This is a genomic window from Luteibacter mycovicinus (genome assembly GCF_000745235.1).
Classification (GTDB): domain Bacteria; phylum Pseudomonadota; class Gammaproteobacteria; order Xanthomonadales; family Rhodanobacteraceae; genus Luteibacter; species Luteibacter mycovicinus.
Window position 1 is genome coordinate 4,353,086 of sequence record NZ_JQNL01000001.1, and the last position, 13,790, is coordinate 4,366,875.

At 66.0% G+C, this 13,790-nt stretch carries 16 protein-coding genes and 2 tRNA genes; 4 read left to right on the top strand and 14 right to left on the bottom strand.

The features are described from left to right. Positions 1-14: 14 nt before the first annotated feature. From FA85_RS19480 to FA85_RS19490, 3 genes are read right to left on the bottom strand one after another with little or no spacing between them, the layout of a single operon-like run. Positions 15-875: a fructosamine kinase family protein gene (locus FA85_RS19480; protein WP_036113690.1), complete on the bottom strand. Its 861-nt coding sequence runs from the start codon at positions 873-875 to the stop codon at positions 15-17. Further along, positions 872-1,360 carry a low molecular weight protein-tyrosine-phosphatase gene (locus FA85_RS19485; protein ID WP_036113687.1) on the bottom strand — a complete coding sequence of 163 codons (489 nt, stop codon included), beginning with the start codon at positions 1,358-1,360 and terminating at the stop codon, positions 872-874. Before FA85_RS19485 ends, FA85_RS19480 begins: the two co-directional genes overlap by 4 nt. A 24-nt stretch (positions 1,361-1,384) precedes the next feature. Then, entirely contained in the window at positions 1,385-2,116 is a 732-nt protein-coding gene (locus FA85_RS19490) for an SDR family NAD(P)-dependent oxidoreductase (RefSeq protein WP_036113683.1), read from the bottom strand. A 99-nt stretch (positions 2,117-2,215) separates the two neighbouring features. On the opposite strand from FA85_RS19490, the gene FA85_RS19495 reads away from it, so the two are divergent. Beyond that, a complete protein-coding gene (locus FA85_RS19495) occupies positions 2,216-2,614 on the top strand; it encodes a winged helix-turn-helix transcriptional regulator (protein ID WP_051943723.1) in 399 nt (132 codons plus the stop codon). 54 nt (positions 2,615-2,668) lie between these two features. Here the strand turns inward: FA85_RS19495 and FA85_RS19500 are convergent. Continuing rightward, positions 2,669-2,744: transfer RNA gene (locus FA85_RS19500), tRNA-Ala, on the bottom strand. 105 nt (positions 2,745-2,849) lie between these two features. Here FA85_RS19500 and FA85_RS19505 point away from each other — a divergent pair. Both FA85_RS19505 and FA85_RS19510 read left to right on the top strand, forming a co-directional pair. Next, a complete protein-coding gene (locus FA85_RS19505; protein WP_036113680.1) occupies positions 2,850-3,548 on the top strand; it encodes a helix-turn-helix transcriptional regulator in 699 nt (232 codons plus the stop codon). A gap of 66 nt (positions 3,549-3,614) precedes the next feature. Continuing rightward, entirely contained in the window at positions 3,615-4,583 is a 969-nt protein-coding gene (locus FA85_RS19510) for a DMT family transporter (RefSeq protein ID WP_051943721.1), read from the top strand. On the opposite strand, the gene FA85_RS19515 is transcribed toward FA85_RS19510, so the two are convergent. Then, positions 4,550-5,671, bottom strand: a complete 1,122-nt coding sequence (locus tag FA85_RS19515) for a ribonuclease D (RefSeq protein WP_036113677.1) — start codon at positions 5,669-5,671, stop codon at positions 4,550-4,552. The two genes, FA85_RS19510 and FA85_RS19515, sit on opposite strands and share 34 nt — an antisense overlap. A 111-nt stretch (positions 5,672-5,782) precedes the next feature. On the opposite strand from FA85_RS19515, the gene FA85_RS19520 reads away from it, so the two are divergent. After that, entirely contained in the window at positions 5,783-7,738 is a 1,956-nt protein-coding gene (locus FA85_RS19520) for a formylglycine-generating enzyme family protein (RefSeq protein WP_036113675.1), read from the top strand. 58 nt (positions 7,739-7,796) lie between these two features. Here FA85_RS19520 and FA85_RS19525 read toward each other — a convergent pair whose 3' ends face one another. From FA85_RS19525 to FA85_RS19565, 9 genes are all read right to left on the bottom strand, one after another. After that, entirely contained in the window at positions 7,797-9,113 is a 1,317-nt protein-coding gene (locus tag FA85_RS19525) for a methyl-accepting chemotaxis protein (protein WP_051943720.1), read from the bottom strand. A 103-nt stretch (positions 9,114-9,216) separates the two neighbouring features. Beyond that, entirely contained in the window at positions 9,217-9,843 is a 627-nt protein-coding gene (gene tmk, locus FA85_RS19530; RefSeq protein ID WP_081907500.1) for a dTMP kinase, read from the bottom strand. 42 nt (positions 9,844-9,885) lie between these two features. Continuing rightward, the gene (locus tag FA85_RS19535; RefSeq protein ID WP_036113673.1) at positions 9,886-10,140 is read right to left on the bottom strand and encodes a hypothetical protein; all 255 of its coding nucleotides are present in this window, start codon (positions 10,138-10,140) and stop codon (positions 9,886-9,888) included. 71 nt (positions 10,141-10,211) lie between these two features. Further along, entirely contained in the window at positions 10,212-10,556 is a 345-nt protein-coding gene (locus FA85_RS19540) for a hypothetical protein (RefSeq protein ID WP_036113670.1), read from the bottom strand. Between the two features lie 169 nt (positions 10,557-10,725). Continuing rightward, positions 10,726-10,812, bottom strand: a tRNA-Leu gene (locus FA85_RS19545). A 23-nt stretch (positions 10,813-10,835) separates the two neighbouring features. After that, complete coding sequence (locus tag FA85_RS19550; RefSeq protein WP_036113666.1) at positions 10,836-11,414, bottom strand: cysteine dioxygenase family protein; 579 nt, start codon at positions 11,412-11,414, stop codon at positions 10,836-10,838. A 123-nt stretch (positions 11,415-11,537) separates the two neighbouring features. Next, the gene (gene metX / locus FA85_RS19555; RefSeq protein ID WP_036113663.1) at positions 11,538-12,641 is read right to left on the bottom strand and encodes a homoserine O-acetyltransferase MetX; all 1,104 of its coding nucleotides are present in this window, start codon (positions 12,639-12,641) and stop codon (positions 11,538-11,540) included. Between the two features lie 3 nt (positions 12,642-12,644). Then, on the bottom strand, positions 12,645-13,316 hold the full coding sequence (locus FA85_RS19560) for a tetratricopeptide repeat protein (protein WP_036113660.1): 672 nt from the start codon (positions 13,314-13,316) through the stop codon (positions 12,645-12,647). After that, positions 13,313-13,735 (bottom strand): cytochrome c-type biogenesis protein, encoded by a 423-nt coding sequence (locus FA85_RS19565; RefSeq protein ID WP_051943719.1) that lies wholly within the window; start codon positions 13,733-13,735, stop codon positions 13,313-13,315. Before FA85_RS19565 ends, FA85_RS19560 begins: the two co-directional genes overlap by 4 nt. Positions 13,736-13,790 lie beyond the last annotated feature (55 nt).

Here is a 13,790-nt window from a genome sequence, read left to right on the forward strand (position 1 = left end):
GGCCGGGCGAATCGTCAGACGCCCAGTTTTCCGAGTGTGCTGTCGAGCGGGGCGTGGTACGAGCCGCCGAACAAGCGCACATGCATCAACAGCGGATACAGCTGGTAGAGGTGCCGCCTCGTCGTCATGAATCCGCGTTCGAGCGGCCGGATCTCGTTATACCCCTCGAAGAAGGCCGGCCCGACACTGCCGAACAGCGTCGCCAGCGCAAGGTCGACCTCACCATCACCGCGATAGATGGCCGGATCGATAAAGCATGCCCCGCCCTGGGCGGTGGCGAGCATGTTGCCTCCCCACAGATCGCCATGCACGAGTGACGGTTGCACCGCCGGATCGATCCACTCGCCGAGACGCCGGGCCACGGCATCGATGCGATGGCGGAACGCCGCAGGAAGTTCACCGGCGTCGTCCGCGAGTCCCGCCATATAAAGCAGGCGCCGGTCACGAAAGAACGCGATCCAGTCGCGATCGAACGTATTCGGTTGCGGGATGCTGCCCATCACCGTGTCGTGCCTATATCCGAACTCATCGCCCACGGGCTGCGCATGCATGGTCGCGATAGCGCGACCGGCGGCGCGCTGCACCTCGTCGTCGAAGCCACGGCCGCCATCGTCGACCCACGCCAGTACGAGTGCATCGTCATCGACCGCCAGCGTCTCGGGCACGGGGAGCCCCGCGGCACGCAAGTCATCGAGCATGCTCGCCTCGAGCGTCAGCGCGACTTGTCCCGGTCGACGGAACTTGGCCATGACGTGGCTGCCATCCTGCCGCTCGACACGAACGCTGCGCGCGATGTCGCCGCCGGAGAGCGTATGCAGGCGGGCAGGGCGCTCGCCCAGGAGCTGCCCGAGATGGTCGAGTTCCGAAACGGTCACCGTGCGGCGGGCTCTCGGAGCTTACGAATCACGCCATCGACGCCGCGCTCGATCATGTCGAACGCGTGCACGAAATCCTTCGCCGAGCCGTACCACGGATCGGGCACGTCGAGGCCTTTCGGACCGTCCGCATAGTCCATCAGCAGCCCGACCTTGTCCGCCGCGTCGGGTGCGACACGGCGGAGGGCGTCGATGTGTGACCCGGTCATGCCCAGCACCAGGTCGTAGTCCTCGAAGTCCCTGGCGGTGACGCGGCGCGCGCGATGTGTCGGCATGGCGACGCCACGTCGACGCAACTCGGTCAGCGCGCGCGAGTCGGGCGGATTGCCGATCTCTTCACCGCTGACGGCCGCGCTGTCGACGCGGACGTCCCAGCCCAGTTCGGCCGCCTTGTGCATGAGCAGGGCATGGGCGGTGGGCGACCGGCAGATATTGCCGGTGCAGATGAAAAGGACGGAAGGCGTGGTTTTAAGGTCGGAAGTCATCCCATGACCATAAAGCAAAACCGGTCACACCTGTGTCATGCCGCCGTCGATGCACAATTCCGCGCCCGCGATGAAGCTGCTCTCGGACGAGGCCAGGAACAACGCCGCCGCGGCGACCTCATCGGGTCTGCCCATACGGCCGAGGGGTATGCGGGCGGTCAGCGTCTCGCGCACCTCATCGGAAGCGGCAGCCATCATTTCGGTGTCGACCGGGCCCGGGCTGAGCGTGTTGACGCGGATGCCGCGGCTGACCAGCTCGGCAGTCCAGGTGCGGGCATACGAGCGCAGCGCCGCCTTGCTTGCGGCGTAGGTGCCGTAGCCATACACGCCGATCGCATCCGCGATGGACCCGATCAGCACGATTGTGCCGCCCGGGGGCATGTGCGGCACCGCTTTTTGCACGGTGAATGCCGCGGCACGGACGTTGAGGTCGAAGATGCCGTCGAAGTGCGCTTCGGTGATGTCGTCGACCAGGCTGTATTCGCTGATGCCCGAGTTGACCACGAGGGTGTCGACGCGACCCTTGCGGGCGACGACCGTGGCGAAGACACGGTCTAGCTGGACGGCGTCGGTAACGTCGGCCTGCACGGCTTCGGCGTTGGCGCCGAGGCTGGCGATGGCGTCATCGAGTGTCGCCTGGCGGCGGCCGACGATGAAGACATAGGCACCTTCGTTGACGAAGCGCTGGGCGATGGCGAGCCCGATCCCGCTGCCACCGCCGGTAACGACGGTGATTTTTCCACTGAGTTGCGACATGACGATGCTCCGGAAGGACTTGAAGCATCATGGTATACGGCGTATATCTACGGTCAATTATGCACTTTGAAGTGCGTAGGTATACGCGAGGTTATCTCCATGCCGCCCAGGCTTCCGCTCCCCGACGACGAAGTCGCGCTGATCGACGTGCGCGAAACCAAACCGATCCTCGACCAGATCGCCAACAAGTGGTCGGTGATGATCCTCAGCGTGGTCTGTGAAAACCCGGTGCGATTCAATCAGCTGCTGCGCCGGCTGGAAGGGATCACGCATAAGGCTCTGACCGAAGCGCTGCGACGGCTGGAGCGGAACGGTCTGGTTGCGCGGCGCGTGCTGCCGCTGTCGCCCGTCGCGGTGGAGTACTCGATCACCCCGCTGGGGCGTACGCTAAAGGATCCGTTCGATGCGCTGTGCATCTGGGCCAGCCGACACGGGCAGGCGATGGCGCAGGCGCAGTCGGACTACGACGAGCGCCGGCTGGACCACGAGGCCTCGTAAAGCAAAACAGCGCGAGGTGCGGAAGCACCACGCGCTGTTTTGTCGGTATCGGATTGGTGGAGCCTGGGGGGATCGAACCCCCGACCTCGTCATTGCGAACGACGCGCTCTCCCAGCTGAGCTAAGGCCCCACACGAGCCACAAATGTTAGCAGGGGAACAGCGGGTCGCCAAGCCCTCGCGCGCCGACGGGATGAAGGCTTGCCGGCTACGGTCGGTGGGCGGCAGACTGGCGGCATGTCGAGCCCGGCCATCCATCTGCGCAGTTACAGCCGGCCCACCGGCCTTGACCGCCACGACTACGCGCAGTGGGTGATCCCGCTGCATGGCGACCTCGAGTTCGAGCTGGGCGGTCGGGGAAATCGCCTCGGTCAGCTGCAGGGCGCCTTCGTGGCCGCAGGCGAGCTGCATGACGAGTCGGGCGTGGCCGATGACACGGTGCTGATCCTCGACTGTCCGCCGCCGCGGCTCGACGACGTTACGCATGAGACGCTGAGACAACGGCGCTGGCTGGCGTTACCGGCGGATGCGAAACGACGGTTGCCGCCCCTGGTTGCGCGGGGCGATGCTGAGGGCCTGTTGTCCCTGTTGCTGCTGCACTTCGCACCGGAGTCGCGAACCACGCGACTGCACACCTTGTGTTCTCGGATCGACGCCTGTCCGGATGCGATGTGGACCGTCGAGCGGATGGCGCTGGAGGTGGGCGTCAGCGTGAGTCGCCTGCATGCCTTATTCGTCGGCTATTTCGGGCGCTCCCCGCAGGCCTGGTTGACGGCATGTCGCCTGCAACGCGTAAAACATGCGCTTGCGTACACCTCGCACACCATCGCTGACATCGCACAGGCGGCCGGATACTCCGAGCACAGCGCGTTGACCCGGGCGTTTCGTCGTGAACTGGGTATGTCACCGGCAGAGTGGCGACGCGGTCAGCAGTAGGCTGGGTCAAGCCCGCGCGGTACGCCTTCGCTAGGCTGTGGCTTCCGTCCTCGGTGACCTCCTTTGATGCGCAGATCTCTTGTTCGCGGTATGGCCAGCGGCGCGGCAGCTGGCGCGCTGTGGGGAACCGTATTCCTCGTTCCCGCCGTATTGAACGGCTTCAGTCCGTTCGAACTGAGTATCGGGCGCTATGTCGCCTATGGTCTCGTATCGGCCGTTGTCTTAGGCGTGAACGCGCGGCCACTGATGCGGCGACTGGATCGGTCAGCCTGGTGGGGCCTGGTGTGGCTGAGCCTGTCGGGAAATCTCGTCTACTACTTGCTGCTGGCGTTTGCCGTGCAGTCGGCGGGCGGCGCGGCCACGTCGCTTATCGTGGGGCTGGTGCCGGTGGTGGTCGCGGTCGTCGCCCGACACGACGCGGATGCGATTCCCATGCGCCGGCTTGCACCGGCGCTGGCGTTGAGTGTCACTGGCGTGGCGTTGATTGCGTATAGCGCGCTGTCTGCGCAGACAACACAGGTGGCACCGTGGCCGACACGTCTGTTGGGTTTGGTTTGCGCCGTAGGCGCTTTGCTGTCGTGGTCCGCCTATTCGATCGGTAACGCGCGCTGGCTCACGCGGCGGCATGACCTGGGTAGTCATGAGTGGTCGCTGTTGACGGGGCTGATGACGGGGGCACTGTCGTTGCTGCTTGTCCCTGTGGCGCTCGCCGTCGGAACCCCGGCGCATGACCTTGAACAGTGGTGGCTGTTCGTCGGGATGTCGATGGGGGTGGCGCTGTTCGCGTCGGTGCTGGGCAATGCATTCTGGAATCGTGCCAGTCGTCTGCTGCCGTTGTCCTTGTCGGGGCAGATGATCGTTTTCGAGACGCTGGCGGCGCTGTTGTACAGCTTCCTGTGGCATCGGCGATGGCCGGATGCCCTGGAGTGGGCGGCTATCGCCTTGCTGGTCGCGGGGATTGTCCAGTGTGCGCGGGTGCACCGGGGGGCGTTGCCTCAGACTCAGCCAGGCAACAACGCCGACAACCGGTCGTAAAGCACCCCACGACGCCAGCCTTCCAGCGCCTCGGGCCACAGGCCGCCGCTCATCACGAACTCTTCCATCGAGCGGCGTGCGCAGAGCAGGCCGGGCGGAAGGTCGAGTTGCGTGGCCAGCGTATCGATGGCGCTGCGCATCTCGTTGATGGCGCGCTTGGCGTCGCCCATCGGATGGCCGGTGATTCTCACCGTCGTCTCGACTTCCGTGGCGTCGACCGGAACACGCAACAGGTCGAACAACTCCTGGCGCTGCGCCGAACGCAGGGCGCGCGTCCCACGGACACGCTCGTCGAGTTCGGAGGGCGTCTGCGGGATCTTCGACACCAGGTCGAGTGCATGGTTGTCTTCGAGCAGCCAGGAGCGGGGCTTGTCGAGGGCACGTGCGGCGGCTTCACGCCAGCGCAGCACGCGGCGCAGCAGCGCCTGTTTCTCCGGCGCCCATTCGCTGGCCGCCTTGAATCCTCGCTGGGGCTGCGGATCGCCCTCGCGCTGGCTGGCGCGGCGCTTCATGCGTGCGCAGTCTTCCGCGTGCCATCCGCCGCGCCCGCGTCCGGCCAGGCGTTCGCTTAGGATCGCGTGGACCGGATGCAGGTGCACCACGTCGAGTGTGGCGTACAACTTCTGTGAGTCGGTCAGAGGCCGCTGCAGCCAGTCGCTGCGTGTCTCGCCCTTGTCCAGCTCGGCGCCGACCAGCTCGGCGACCAGCGCGCGATAGCTGATGCCCAGCCCCATACCGACGAAAGCGGCGGCGATCTGCGTGTCGAACAGCGTGTGCGGGCCATCGGGCAGGCACGGAGCCATGGCTTCCAGGTCTTCGCCTGCGCTGTGCATGACCGTGACGACGGGTTGGGCGGCGAACGTCGGTGCGAGCGCGTCCTCCAGCGGCACGGCAAGCGGATCGATGAGCGCGTAGCGGCCTTCATGCGCAAGCTGGAGCAAGGCGAGCTGAGGATAGAACGTGTTGCGCCGCATGAACTCGGTATCGAGTCCGACGACGGCGGCGGGGGCGATCGGGGCGAGCCATGCGTCGAGAACCTCGCGGTTGTCGATCCAGGGAGCGGTGTGAGCGATGTCGCTCGTTGTCATGCATGCGTCCTTGTTCGGTCAGGGGTCACGTCGACGCATCGTGTTGCCCTGTCGAGCGCGATTCCCTATGGTTGCAACGCACGATAGCAGGCTCGCACGGAACCGCCCACCATGCCCAACACCGAAACCGTCCAGCGACAGCGCGCCATCGGCGGCGCGTTGGGTGTGGCCGTGCTCGGTTTCGCCTTGTTCTATCACTTCTTTCCGCAGCTTCTTCACGTCTCGCCGACGCAGAATACCCCGCGTTCGCCCATGCGCGGCCAGCCGACGACCATGGGTTTCGACCAGCGTCCGCAGGCCGCGACGCCGGCCGTCGTGTCCGAGATCGACGCCGGGCCGCCGATCATGCTGGCGCCCGCGGCAGTCATCGCCGCCCGCCGCCGCGACAAATCGCCCGAGGTACCGTTGCCGGCGCAGAAGAGCCCGGACACGCCCGAGATCACTGCCGCGCTCGACCGGGGTGACAAGGCGTTGGCCGCCGATCGTCTGGTCGGAGGCAAAGACAGCGCGGCCTCGCTCTTCGCCGCCGTGCTCAAGGAAAAGGCGGACAGTCAACGCGCGCTCGCGGGCATGGACGAGGTGCGCGCACGCCTTGCGGCCGAGATCGAGCAGGACATCGCACTGGGCGATGCCGACGCGGCGCGTGAGTCATTGACGGCGCTGAAGGGCCTGCCTGACAGCACCGCCGACGTCGCCCCGCTGCAACAGAAACTCGCCGTGCTGGACAAGGTGCGGCCGCTGCTGGGCAAGGCCGCCGCGCAGTTGCAGGAGGGCAAGGCCGACCTCCCGCACGGCGACAGTGCCCTCGACACCTACCGCGAAGTGCTGCAGCTGGACGCGGACAACGCCGTGGCGGAACAGGGCATTACGCAGGTGCAACGCACCGTGTTGGACAAGGCGCTGGCCGCGGTGGCGCAGAACGACTTTGCGGCGGCGGACACCGCGCTGGCGGAGGCGGCGGCGATCCAGCCGGAATCGCAAGGCCTGCAGGACACCCGTGGCCGCATCGAAGGCATGCGTCGGCAGAGCGCCACGGCGATGCTCGCGCAGGCGCGTTCCGCGCTGGACTCGGGCAATCTCGAACTGGCGCGGCAACTGGCGGACAAGGCTCAGCAGATCAGTGCCGATCTCGCCGGTCTGGATGATTTCAACGAGCGGCTGACCAACGCCCGGCTCTATGCGAGCTACAAGCCGGGTCAGGTCTTCGCAGACCGCTTCGTCGACTCGACGGGCCAGGCGCCCGCCATGGTCGTCGTGCCGACCGGCAAGTTCCTGATGGGTTCGCCCGATGGCGAACGTGGTCACGACGCCAACGAAGCGCCGGTGCACGAGGTGCAGATCGACAAGGGTTTCGCCATGGCGCGCAGCGCGGTCACCATCGGTCAGTTCCGCGACTTCGTACGCGCCACCGGTTACGTGCCGCAGTCGCAGTCGCTGCAGGGAGGCAGCGTGTACGACGAACAGAGCGGCGGCCTGCGCGATGACGATGCGGCCACCTGGCAGGACGATTACGCGGGCAAACCCGGGCAGGAGCGTCTGCCCGTGATCAACGTCTCCTGGAACGATGCGAAGGCCTACGCGGACTGGCTGTCCCAGCGGACCGGCAAGAAATATCGCCTGGCCAGCGAGGCGGAGTTCGAATACAGCTTGCGCGCGGGCAGCACCACCCGGTACTGGTGGGGCGACGACACGCCGACGTCACGCGTCGAAAACCTCACCGGCGGGAACGATCGTTCGGGTTCCGGCCGCCGTTGGAGCAACGCCTTCAACGGTTACAAGGATGGCTTCTGGGGGCCGGCGCCGGTGATGAGCTTCACGCCGAACGCGTTCGGCCTGTACGACATGGGCGGAAACGTCTCCGAGTGGGTAGGCGACTGCTGGCACGACAACTACATCCGTGCGCCACGTTCGGCCGATGCGTGGGTCAATCCCGGGTGCGGACGTCGGGTGATCCGCGGCGGCTCCTGGGGCAGCGCGCCGGAGATGGTTCGCTCGGCGTACCGGCAGGGCGCCTCGGCGGATCTGCGCAGCGCGCGCGTCGGCTTCCGCATCGTGCGCGAGCTCTGACGCACGCCGGGTTCGAGACCGGTAACGACCACCGGCGTCGAACGCGCAGCGCTGGCCGTCAGAGATTTCCGTAGACCGCCTCGAGCTGCGAGACGGCGGCGTTGACCCGCTGGATTCCCGAAGACTGGCGCTCTGCGCTTTCGCTGATGGCCCCGGTGACCTGAGTAACGTTGCCGATAGCGGCGAGGATTTCCTCCATCGTGTGTCCCGCGGTACCGACAAGGCTCGCCCCTTCGTCCACGCGGCCGCGGGCATCGCCGATCAGCTGATGAATCTGCTTCGACGCCTCGGCGCTACGTACCGCGAGGCGGCGCACTTCTTCCGCCACCACGGCGAACGCCTTGCCGCTCTCGCCCGCGCGCGCCGCCTCGATGGCCGCATTCAGCGAGAGGAGGTTGGTCTGGAACGACAGCGAGTCGATCAGTTCGAGGATTTCCTCGATGGAGCGCGTGCCTTCCTGGATGCCGCCCATGGTACGTACGACATCGCGCATTACCGCACCGCCGCGCTCGGCCGCATGCCGCGCGCCACCCGCAAGAGCCTCGGCCTTGCCGGCCTTTTCCGCGTTGTCGACGACGGCGCCCGACAGCGACACCACTTCGCGCTGAAGCGTCTGCGCGGCGAGCGTCTGCGCCGTGATGTCGGTCGCGTACTTGATGATTTTCATCGGTACGCCGTTGAAGTCGAAGATGGGGTTGTAGGTCGCCTGAATCCACACAACGCGACCATCGCGACCGAGCCGACGGTACAGCGCGGCGTCATGGCGGCCTTCGCGCAGTCGTGCCCAGAAGGTCTGATAGCCGGGCGAAGAGGCTTCGGTCGGATCGACGAACATCCGGTGATGGCGACCGATCACTTCGTCCCGTGTGTAGCCCATGGCGCCAAGGAAGTTGTCGTTGGCCTCGAGGATGGTGCCGTCCAGATCGAATTCGATCGTCGCCTGAGCGCGATCGATCGCCTGGAGACGCCCGTCCATGTCCGCGGCGGCGAGACGCTGGGCGGTGACGTCGGTCGCGTATTTGATGACGCCGATGACGTTGCCGTTGCGGTCGGTCAAAGGGCTGTATGACGACTGCAGCCACACGTCGCCTCCGTCCTTGCGCCGGCGGCGGTACAGCCCCGTGTCGCCGCGTCCCGCACGCAACCCTTCCCAGAACGCTCGATAGTCCGGGCTGTCGGCATCGGCCGGCGCCACGAACGTGCGGTGATGGGCGCCACGGATTTCGTCCATGCCATAGCCCATGGCCTGCAGGAACAGGGCGTTAGCGTGGCGTACGTGCCCGTCCGGGGTGAACTCCACGATCGCCTGGACCTTGTCCAGCGCGGCGAGCTTGGTCCGCGACTCGCGGTTTCTGTCGATCCAGTAACGAAGCATTCGGTGACCCGGGGAATGTGGTGTTGACCACATCGGCGGGCGAATTGGTTACTTGAGTAAAAGTGACAAAATCGGTTCAGCTCTCGTCCATCAAATCGGCGCGTCAGTCCGGATGTCCCTGTTTAGCCGCCAACGCCTCGCGGACATGGCCAAGCGCTTCATGCGCGACCGCTTCGGCGGTCTGCGTCGCGTCGATGACGACCGTATGCCCGAGGCCCAGGCCGCGGAAGATCGAACGGCAACGGTCGAGGTTGTCCGAGGTCTCGAAATGATTCGGCTTGTCGCCGCGCTTACGGATGCGCTCCAGACCTACCCTGGGTTCCAGGTCCAGCAGCAGCAGCAGGTCGGGGCGGGGGGCGAAGGCATTGGCTTCTAGCAGGGCGCCGGTGTCGAGCCCGGCCGCGCCCTGATAGGCCACATTGGACGGGAAATAGCGGTCGAGGATGACGATCTCGCCACGGGCCAGGGCGGGGCCGATCAGTTCGGCCACGTGCTCTTTCCGGTCGAGAATCAGGAGGCGAAGTTCTTCGTCCGGCGTCAGCCGTCCGGTGGATGCGGAGGCGCGCATCCGCATGCCCCACTGGCCGGTCGTCGGTTCCTTGCTGAGCGCCACAGGGGTGCCGGCCGGAGCCAGCGTGTCACGCAAGGTATGGGCGAGAGTCGTCTTGCCTGCACCATCGATGCCTTCGATGGCAACGAGCAGGCCACCGGGAATAGGGAGAGGTGCCATGGGCGGGGACTTTACCGGATCAGATCCGGACTTTCACCACCGTCAGGCCCGGCGTGCGACTTCCGCGGCGACGCGAGCATCACGTGTCAGCAGGTCGAACATACGCTTACCCGTTGCCGTGGCGCTCCAGTAACCGAATTCGTCCTGCGAGGCGAGGCCGCGACGCAGAAGTCGGACGCACGCCGTTTCGTTGAGGCTGCTCACGGCAAGAAACGCTGTGGAACAGAGTTGCTGGAGCGCGAAACGCGCTTCCGGATCGATGGTCGGTTCGTGTCGCGTTCTTTCGTCGGTATGCACGTCATTCCCCCCGTTGATGCCCCGCTGGCGATTCTGGAGCTTCCCTCGGTTAAGGCCCCGTGAGCGAATACTTACGTACCTCCCCCGCAGGCTGGGCAGGTGACGTCTCCTGTGGAGGAAGCGACGTCACGCAGGGCCACCCCGGTCGCAGGTTCGCAGAGGGCTGGCAGCGGCATGACGACAATTTCGGCCACACGATCGGCGTCCAGCCATCCCCGGCTTTTCTGGAGACGGTGTTCCAGCGCCCAGGCGCACATGGCCGTCATGAGCCCGCCGGCGAGGAGGGTCTCCAGGCGACGTGCGGTGAAGGCTGGCCCGAGGTATCTCGCCATGGCGTCCTTCCCATGAAATCCTTCGCTCACCAAACGTGCAGCGATAGCTTGCATGTTGCGCAAGCGGGCGGACTGGATCGACATCGACGGCTACTTGAGTGGAAGGAGCGGCACATTAAGGTCGGCGAGTCGGGCGCTTTGCACCTATTCGGCAGTCGACATCCGGCGCCAGACAAGCCCGTCACATTAGTGAAGGCGGGGTGCCGGCATCCAAAAAAAACCCGCCACGTGGGCGGGTTTTTTTTGAAACGCGTGGTGCCGAAAGAGGGACTCGAACCCTCACTGTATCACTACAAACGGATTTTGAGTCCGCCGCGTCTACCGGTTCCGCCATTTCGGCACGGGCACGCGATTATGCGGGAATCAATGGATCTGGTCGAGACCCAGTTTGCGTTCGGCGCGCTGGTACCAGTCGTCGCCTTCGGGGTTGAACACGGCGCACTGGGTCATGCGGCCCGAATAGATGTGCAGGCTGACCGCCACCGCGTCGTCGCTGGGATTGCGGATGGTGTGGTACTCGTGCGGCGGGATCAGGCTGCCGGCGGAACCGGGGCCTGCCTGGATCGAGCCGACCGGGCGGAAGTGGTAGCGCTCCGCCTCGTGGCCCAGCAGTTCGTACTGGACGATTTCGAGCGCGCCGTTCCATACGCCTTCGACGCACCACATGCCGCTGTGGTCGTGGATCAGGGTGCCCTGACCGGGACCCCAGGTCATGGCGACGACGCTGTAACCGTGTTCTTCGCTGCGATAGAGCTCGCGGCGGGCGTAGTGGTCGCCGGCGGTCTCGAAGACGCAGGCGGGCAGGATGACTTCCTGCGAACGGATCAGCCGGCACAGCGCGTTGCGCAGGGTGTCGGTGATCGCCGGTGTGCTCGGCTGCGCGACGGAAGCGTCGATCGCATCGATGAGCTTGCGGCTGCCCTGGAAATCGACCGTGATCATGCGTGGTACCTCTGGAGGCGATGGTGGCGTGGGGACGCCGGGTCGCTTCCGATCATAGCAGGGCGGGCGGGGCGGGAGCGTCAGCGGCGTGCCGCCGCACCCGGCTGACGTGGGGCCGTGGTGTCAGAGCGAACCGAGGAAGCCGCCAATGGCCTTGCTGTAGTTGGCGATATCGACGAGGAAGGCATCGTGGCCCTGGGGCGAGTCCAGCGCGACGAACTCGACCGCCGCGCCCGCGGCCTCCAGCCCCTTGGCGATGGTTTCCTGCTGCTCCAGGGGAAACAGGATGTCCGTGCTCACGCCGATCACCATCGCGCGTTCGACCTGGATGCGGGCCAGGCCGCGCATGACATCGCCCTCGCCGTGCTCGGCGATATCGAACCAGTCGCTGGCGCGCGAGAGATACAGATAGCTGTTCGGGTCGAACTGACGGTTGAATCGCCGCGCATGACCTTCGAGATACGACTCGACCTGGAACTCGAAACCGAACGGTTCGTTTTCTTCACGCTGCTCCGCGTCGAGCCGGATGCGCGCGAAGCGGCCGTTCCACTCCATCGCGGAGCGATAGGTGATCACGCCCAGCTTACGCGCGATGCTCATGCCGTGTTCGGGCCATTCGTCGCCTTCGTATTGTCCGCCCTTCCAGTGGGGATCGAGGCGGATGGCCTCGCGCTGGAGCGAGCGGATGGCGATGGCGAACGGTTGCGCCTGCGGTGCGGTGTCGACGCTGACGTGCGTGCGCACCGAGGCGGGGTGCAGCAGCATGTACGCGAGTGCGCTCATGCCGCCCATCGAGCAGCCGACGAGGCAGGCGAGCTGTGAGATACCGAGGCCGGTGATGGCTTCGTGCGCCGCATTTGCCACGTCCTCCAGCGACAGCTCGGGAAAGGTCAGGCGGTACGGCGCGCCGGTGGCGGGATCGACCGACGCGGGGCAGGTCGAGCCCTTATCGCTGCCCAGCGAGTTAACGCAGACGACGAACCAGCGATCGGTATCGAAGGCCTTGCCGGGCCCGATCATGTCCTGCCACCAGCCGGGGGTGGGATCCTCGTCGTTGGATGCCGCGTGCGCACTGGGCGACAAGCCCGTCAGAATGAGGACGGCATTGCCGCGCGACGCATCGAGCGTGCCCCACGTCTCGAAGGCGACACGCGCGCCATGCAGTTCACCGCCCCTCTTCATGCGGAACGGTGAGGACAGCTGGTGGTAGCGGCGGGCGTCACCCATGGGTCATTCCTTCGGTTTGCCACCGACGCGCTTGTCGGCTTCGGCGATCTGTTGTGCCACCGCATGCGCCACGTTCGAATCCGGATCCAGCAGCGGCTGCAGTTTTTTCCAGGTGGCCGACGCGTCCGCGAAGTGCTCCTGCTGAAATTGTGCGATGCCCAGCAACCACAGTGCCTTCTGGTTTTGCGGATTGTCGGCGACGGCGGCCTGCAGCAGGTCGAACGCGCGTCCGACGATCAGGTGATCGCCACGCACGAGCGAGTCCGCCTCGGCCCAGCCAACCATCGCCGGGCCGTTCTTCGGGTCGGCCTTGAGCGCACCGTCGTAGGCTTCGCGGGCATCCGCCGGCTGCTTCAGCATGGCGTATGTCTGGCCGAGCAGCAGCCAGCCCTGCGTATCGTCCGGCTGTTCTTTCAGTCGCGCCTGCAGCGCGGCGATCGCCTGGCCGACGTCCATTTCCTTCGGTGGCTCGACGCCGCCGAGCGTGGCCGGCGTGCCGACCAGCAGGTAGATGCCGGCGCTGCCCAGAGGCACCAGCACGGCCAGTGCGACGACGAGCACGAACACGCCCTTCGAGCGCCCGTGCGTCCGGCCCTGGCGAATGAGCGGCACCAGGATGAGGGCGAGCGCGACGGCGAGCATCGCCCCGGCGGCAAGGTAGAACGGAAGGGTCACCAGTCGTCCTCGGTGTCGTTCGCCGGCATGTTGCCGACGGGGTTCTGGCGCGCACGGCGGCGTACCTGTATGGCGACGACGAGGCCGCCCAGGGCAAGCACGATCAGCGGCCCGAACCAGAGCAGCCAGGTCTTCGGTTCCACCGGTGGCTTGTACAGCACGAAATCCGAGTAGCGGTCGACCAGATATGCCTTGATCTCGGCGTCGCTCCTGCCTGCCTGCATCATTTCGAAAATCTGTCGGCGCAGGTCGTGTGCGATCGGCGCGTTGGAATCCGCCAGGGTTTCGTTCTGGCACATCGGGCAGCGCAGTTCGGCGCTGAGATGCTGGAAGCGAAGTTCTTCGGCGTGGTCGCGGAAGGGCAGCGGCTGGATGGCCTGGGCGATCGAGAGCAGGGGTAGCAGCAGCATGAAGATCATGGCGAGGAGCGGTCGCGCGCGGGGCGCGCTCCTACCTTCCGCGGCACGACGTGGA

What these genes read in the sequence shown, in the direction of transcription:
- FA85_RS19485 (WP_036113687.1), bottom strand. Translation starts at nt 1,360, where the DNA reads ATGACTTCCGACCTTAAAACCACGCCTTCCGTCCTTTTCATCTGCACC.
- FA85_RS19490 (WP_036113683.1), bottom strand. Translation starts at nt 2,116, where the DNA reads ATGTCGCAACTCAGTGGAAAAATCACCGTCGTTACCGGCGGTGGCAGC.
- FA85_RS19495 (WP_051943723.1), top strand. Translation starts at nt 2,216, where the DNA reads ATGCCGCCCAGGCTTCCGCTCCCCGACGACGAAGTCGCGCTGATCGAC.
- FA85_RS19505 (WP_036113680.1), top strand. Translation starts at nt 2,850, where the DNA reads ATGTCGAGCCCGGCCATCCATCTGCGCAGTTACAGCCGGCCCACCGGC.
- FA85_RS19510 (WP_051943721.1), top strand. Translation starts at nt 3,615, where the DNA reads ATGCGCAGATCTCTTGTTCGCGGTATGGCCAGCGGCGCGGCAGCTGGC.
- FA85_RS19515 (WP_036113677.1), bottom strand. Translation starts at nt 5,671, where the DNA reads ATGACAACGAGCGACATCGCTCACACCGCTCCCTGGATCGACAACCGC.
- FA85_RS19520 (WP_036113675.1), top strand. Translation starts at nt 5,783, where the DNA reads ATGCCCAACACCGAAACCGTCCAGCGACAGCGCGCCATCGGCGGCGCG.
- FA85_RS19525 (WP_051943720.1), bottom strand. Translation starts at nt 9,113, where the DNA reads ATGCTTCGTTACTGGATCGACAGAAACCGCGAGTCGCGGACCAAGCTC.
- tmk (WP_081907500.1), bottom strand. Translation starts at nt 9,843, where the DNA reads ATGGCACCTCTCCCTATTCCCGGTGGCCTGCTCGTTGCCATCGAAGGC.
- FA85_RS19540 (WP_036113670.1), bottom strand. Translation starts at nt 10,556, where the DNA reads ATGTCGATCCAGTCCGCCCGCTTGCGCAACATGCAAGCTATCGCTGCA.
- FA85_RS19550 (WP_036113666.1), bottom strand. Translation starts at nt 11,414, where the DNA reads ATGATCACGGTCGATTTCCAGGGCAGCCGCAAGCTCATCGATGCGATC.
- metX (WP_036113663.1), bottom strand. Translation starts at nt 12,641, where the DNA reads ATGGGTGACGCCCGCCGCTACCACCAGCTGTCCTCACCGTTCCGCATG.
- FA85_RS19565 (WP_051943719.1), bottom strand. Translation starts at nt 13,735, where the DNA reads ATGATCTTCATGCTGCTGCTACCCCTGCTCTCGATCGCCCAGGCCATC.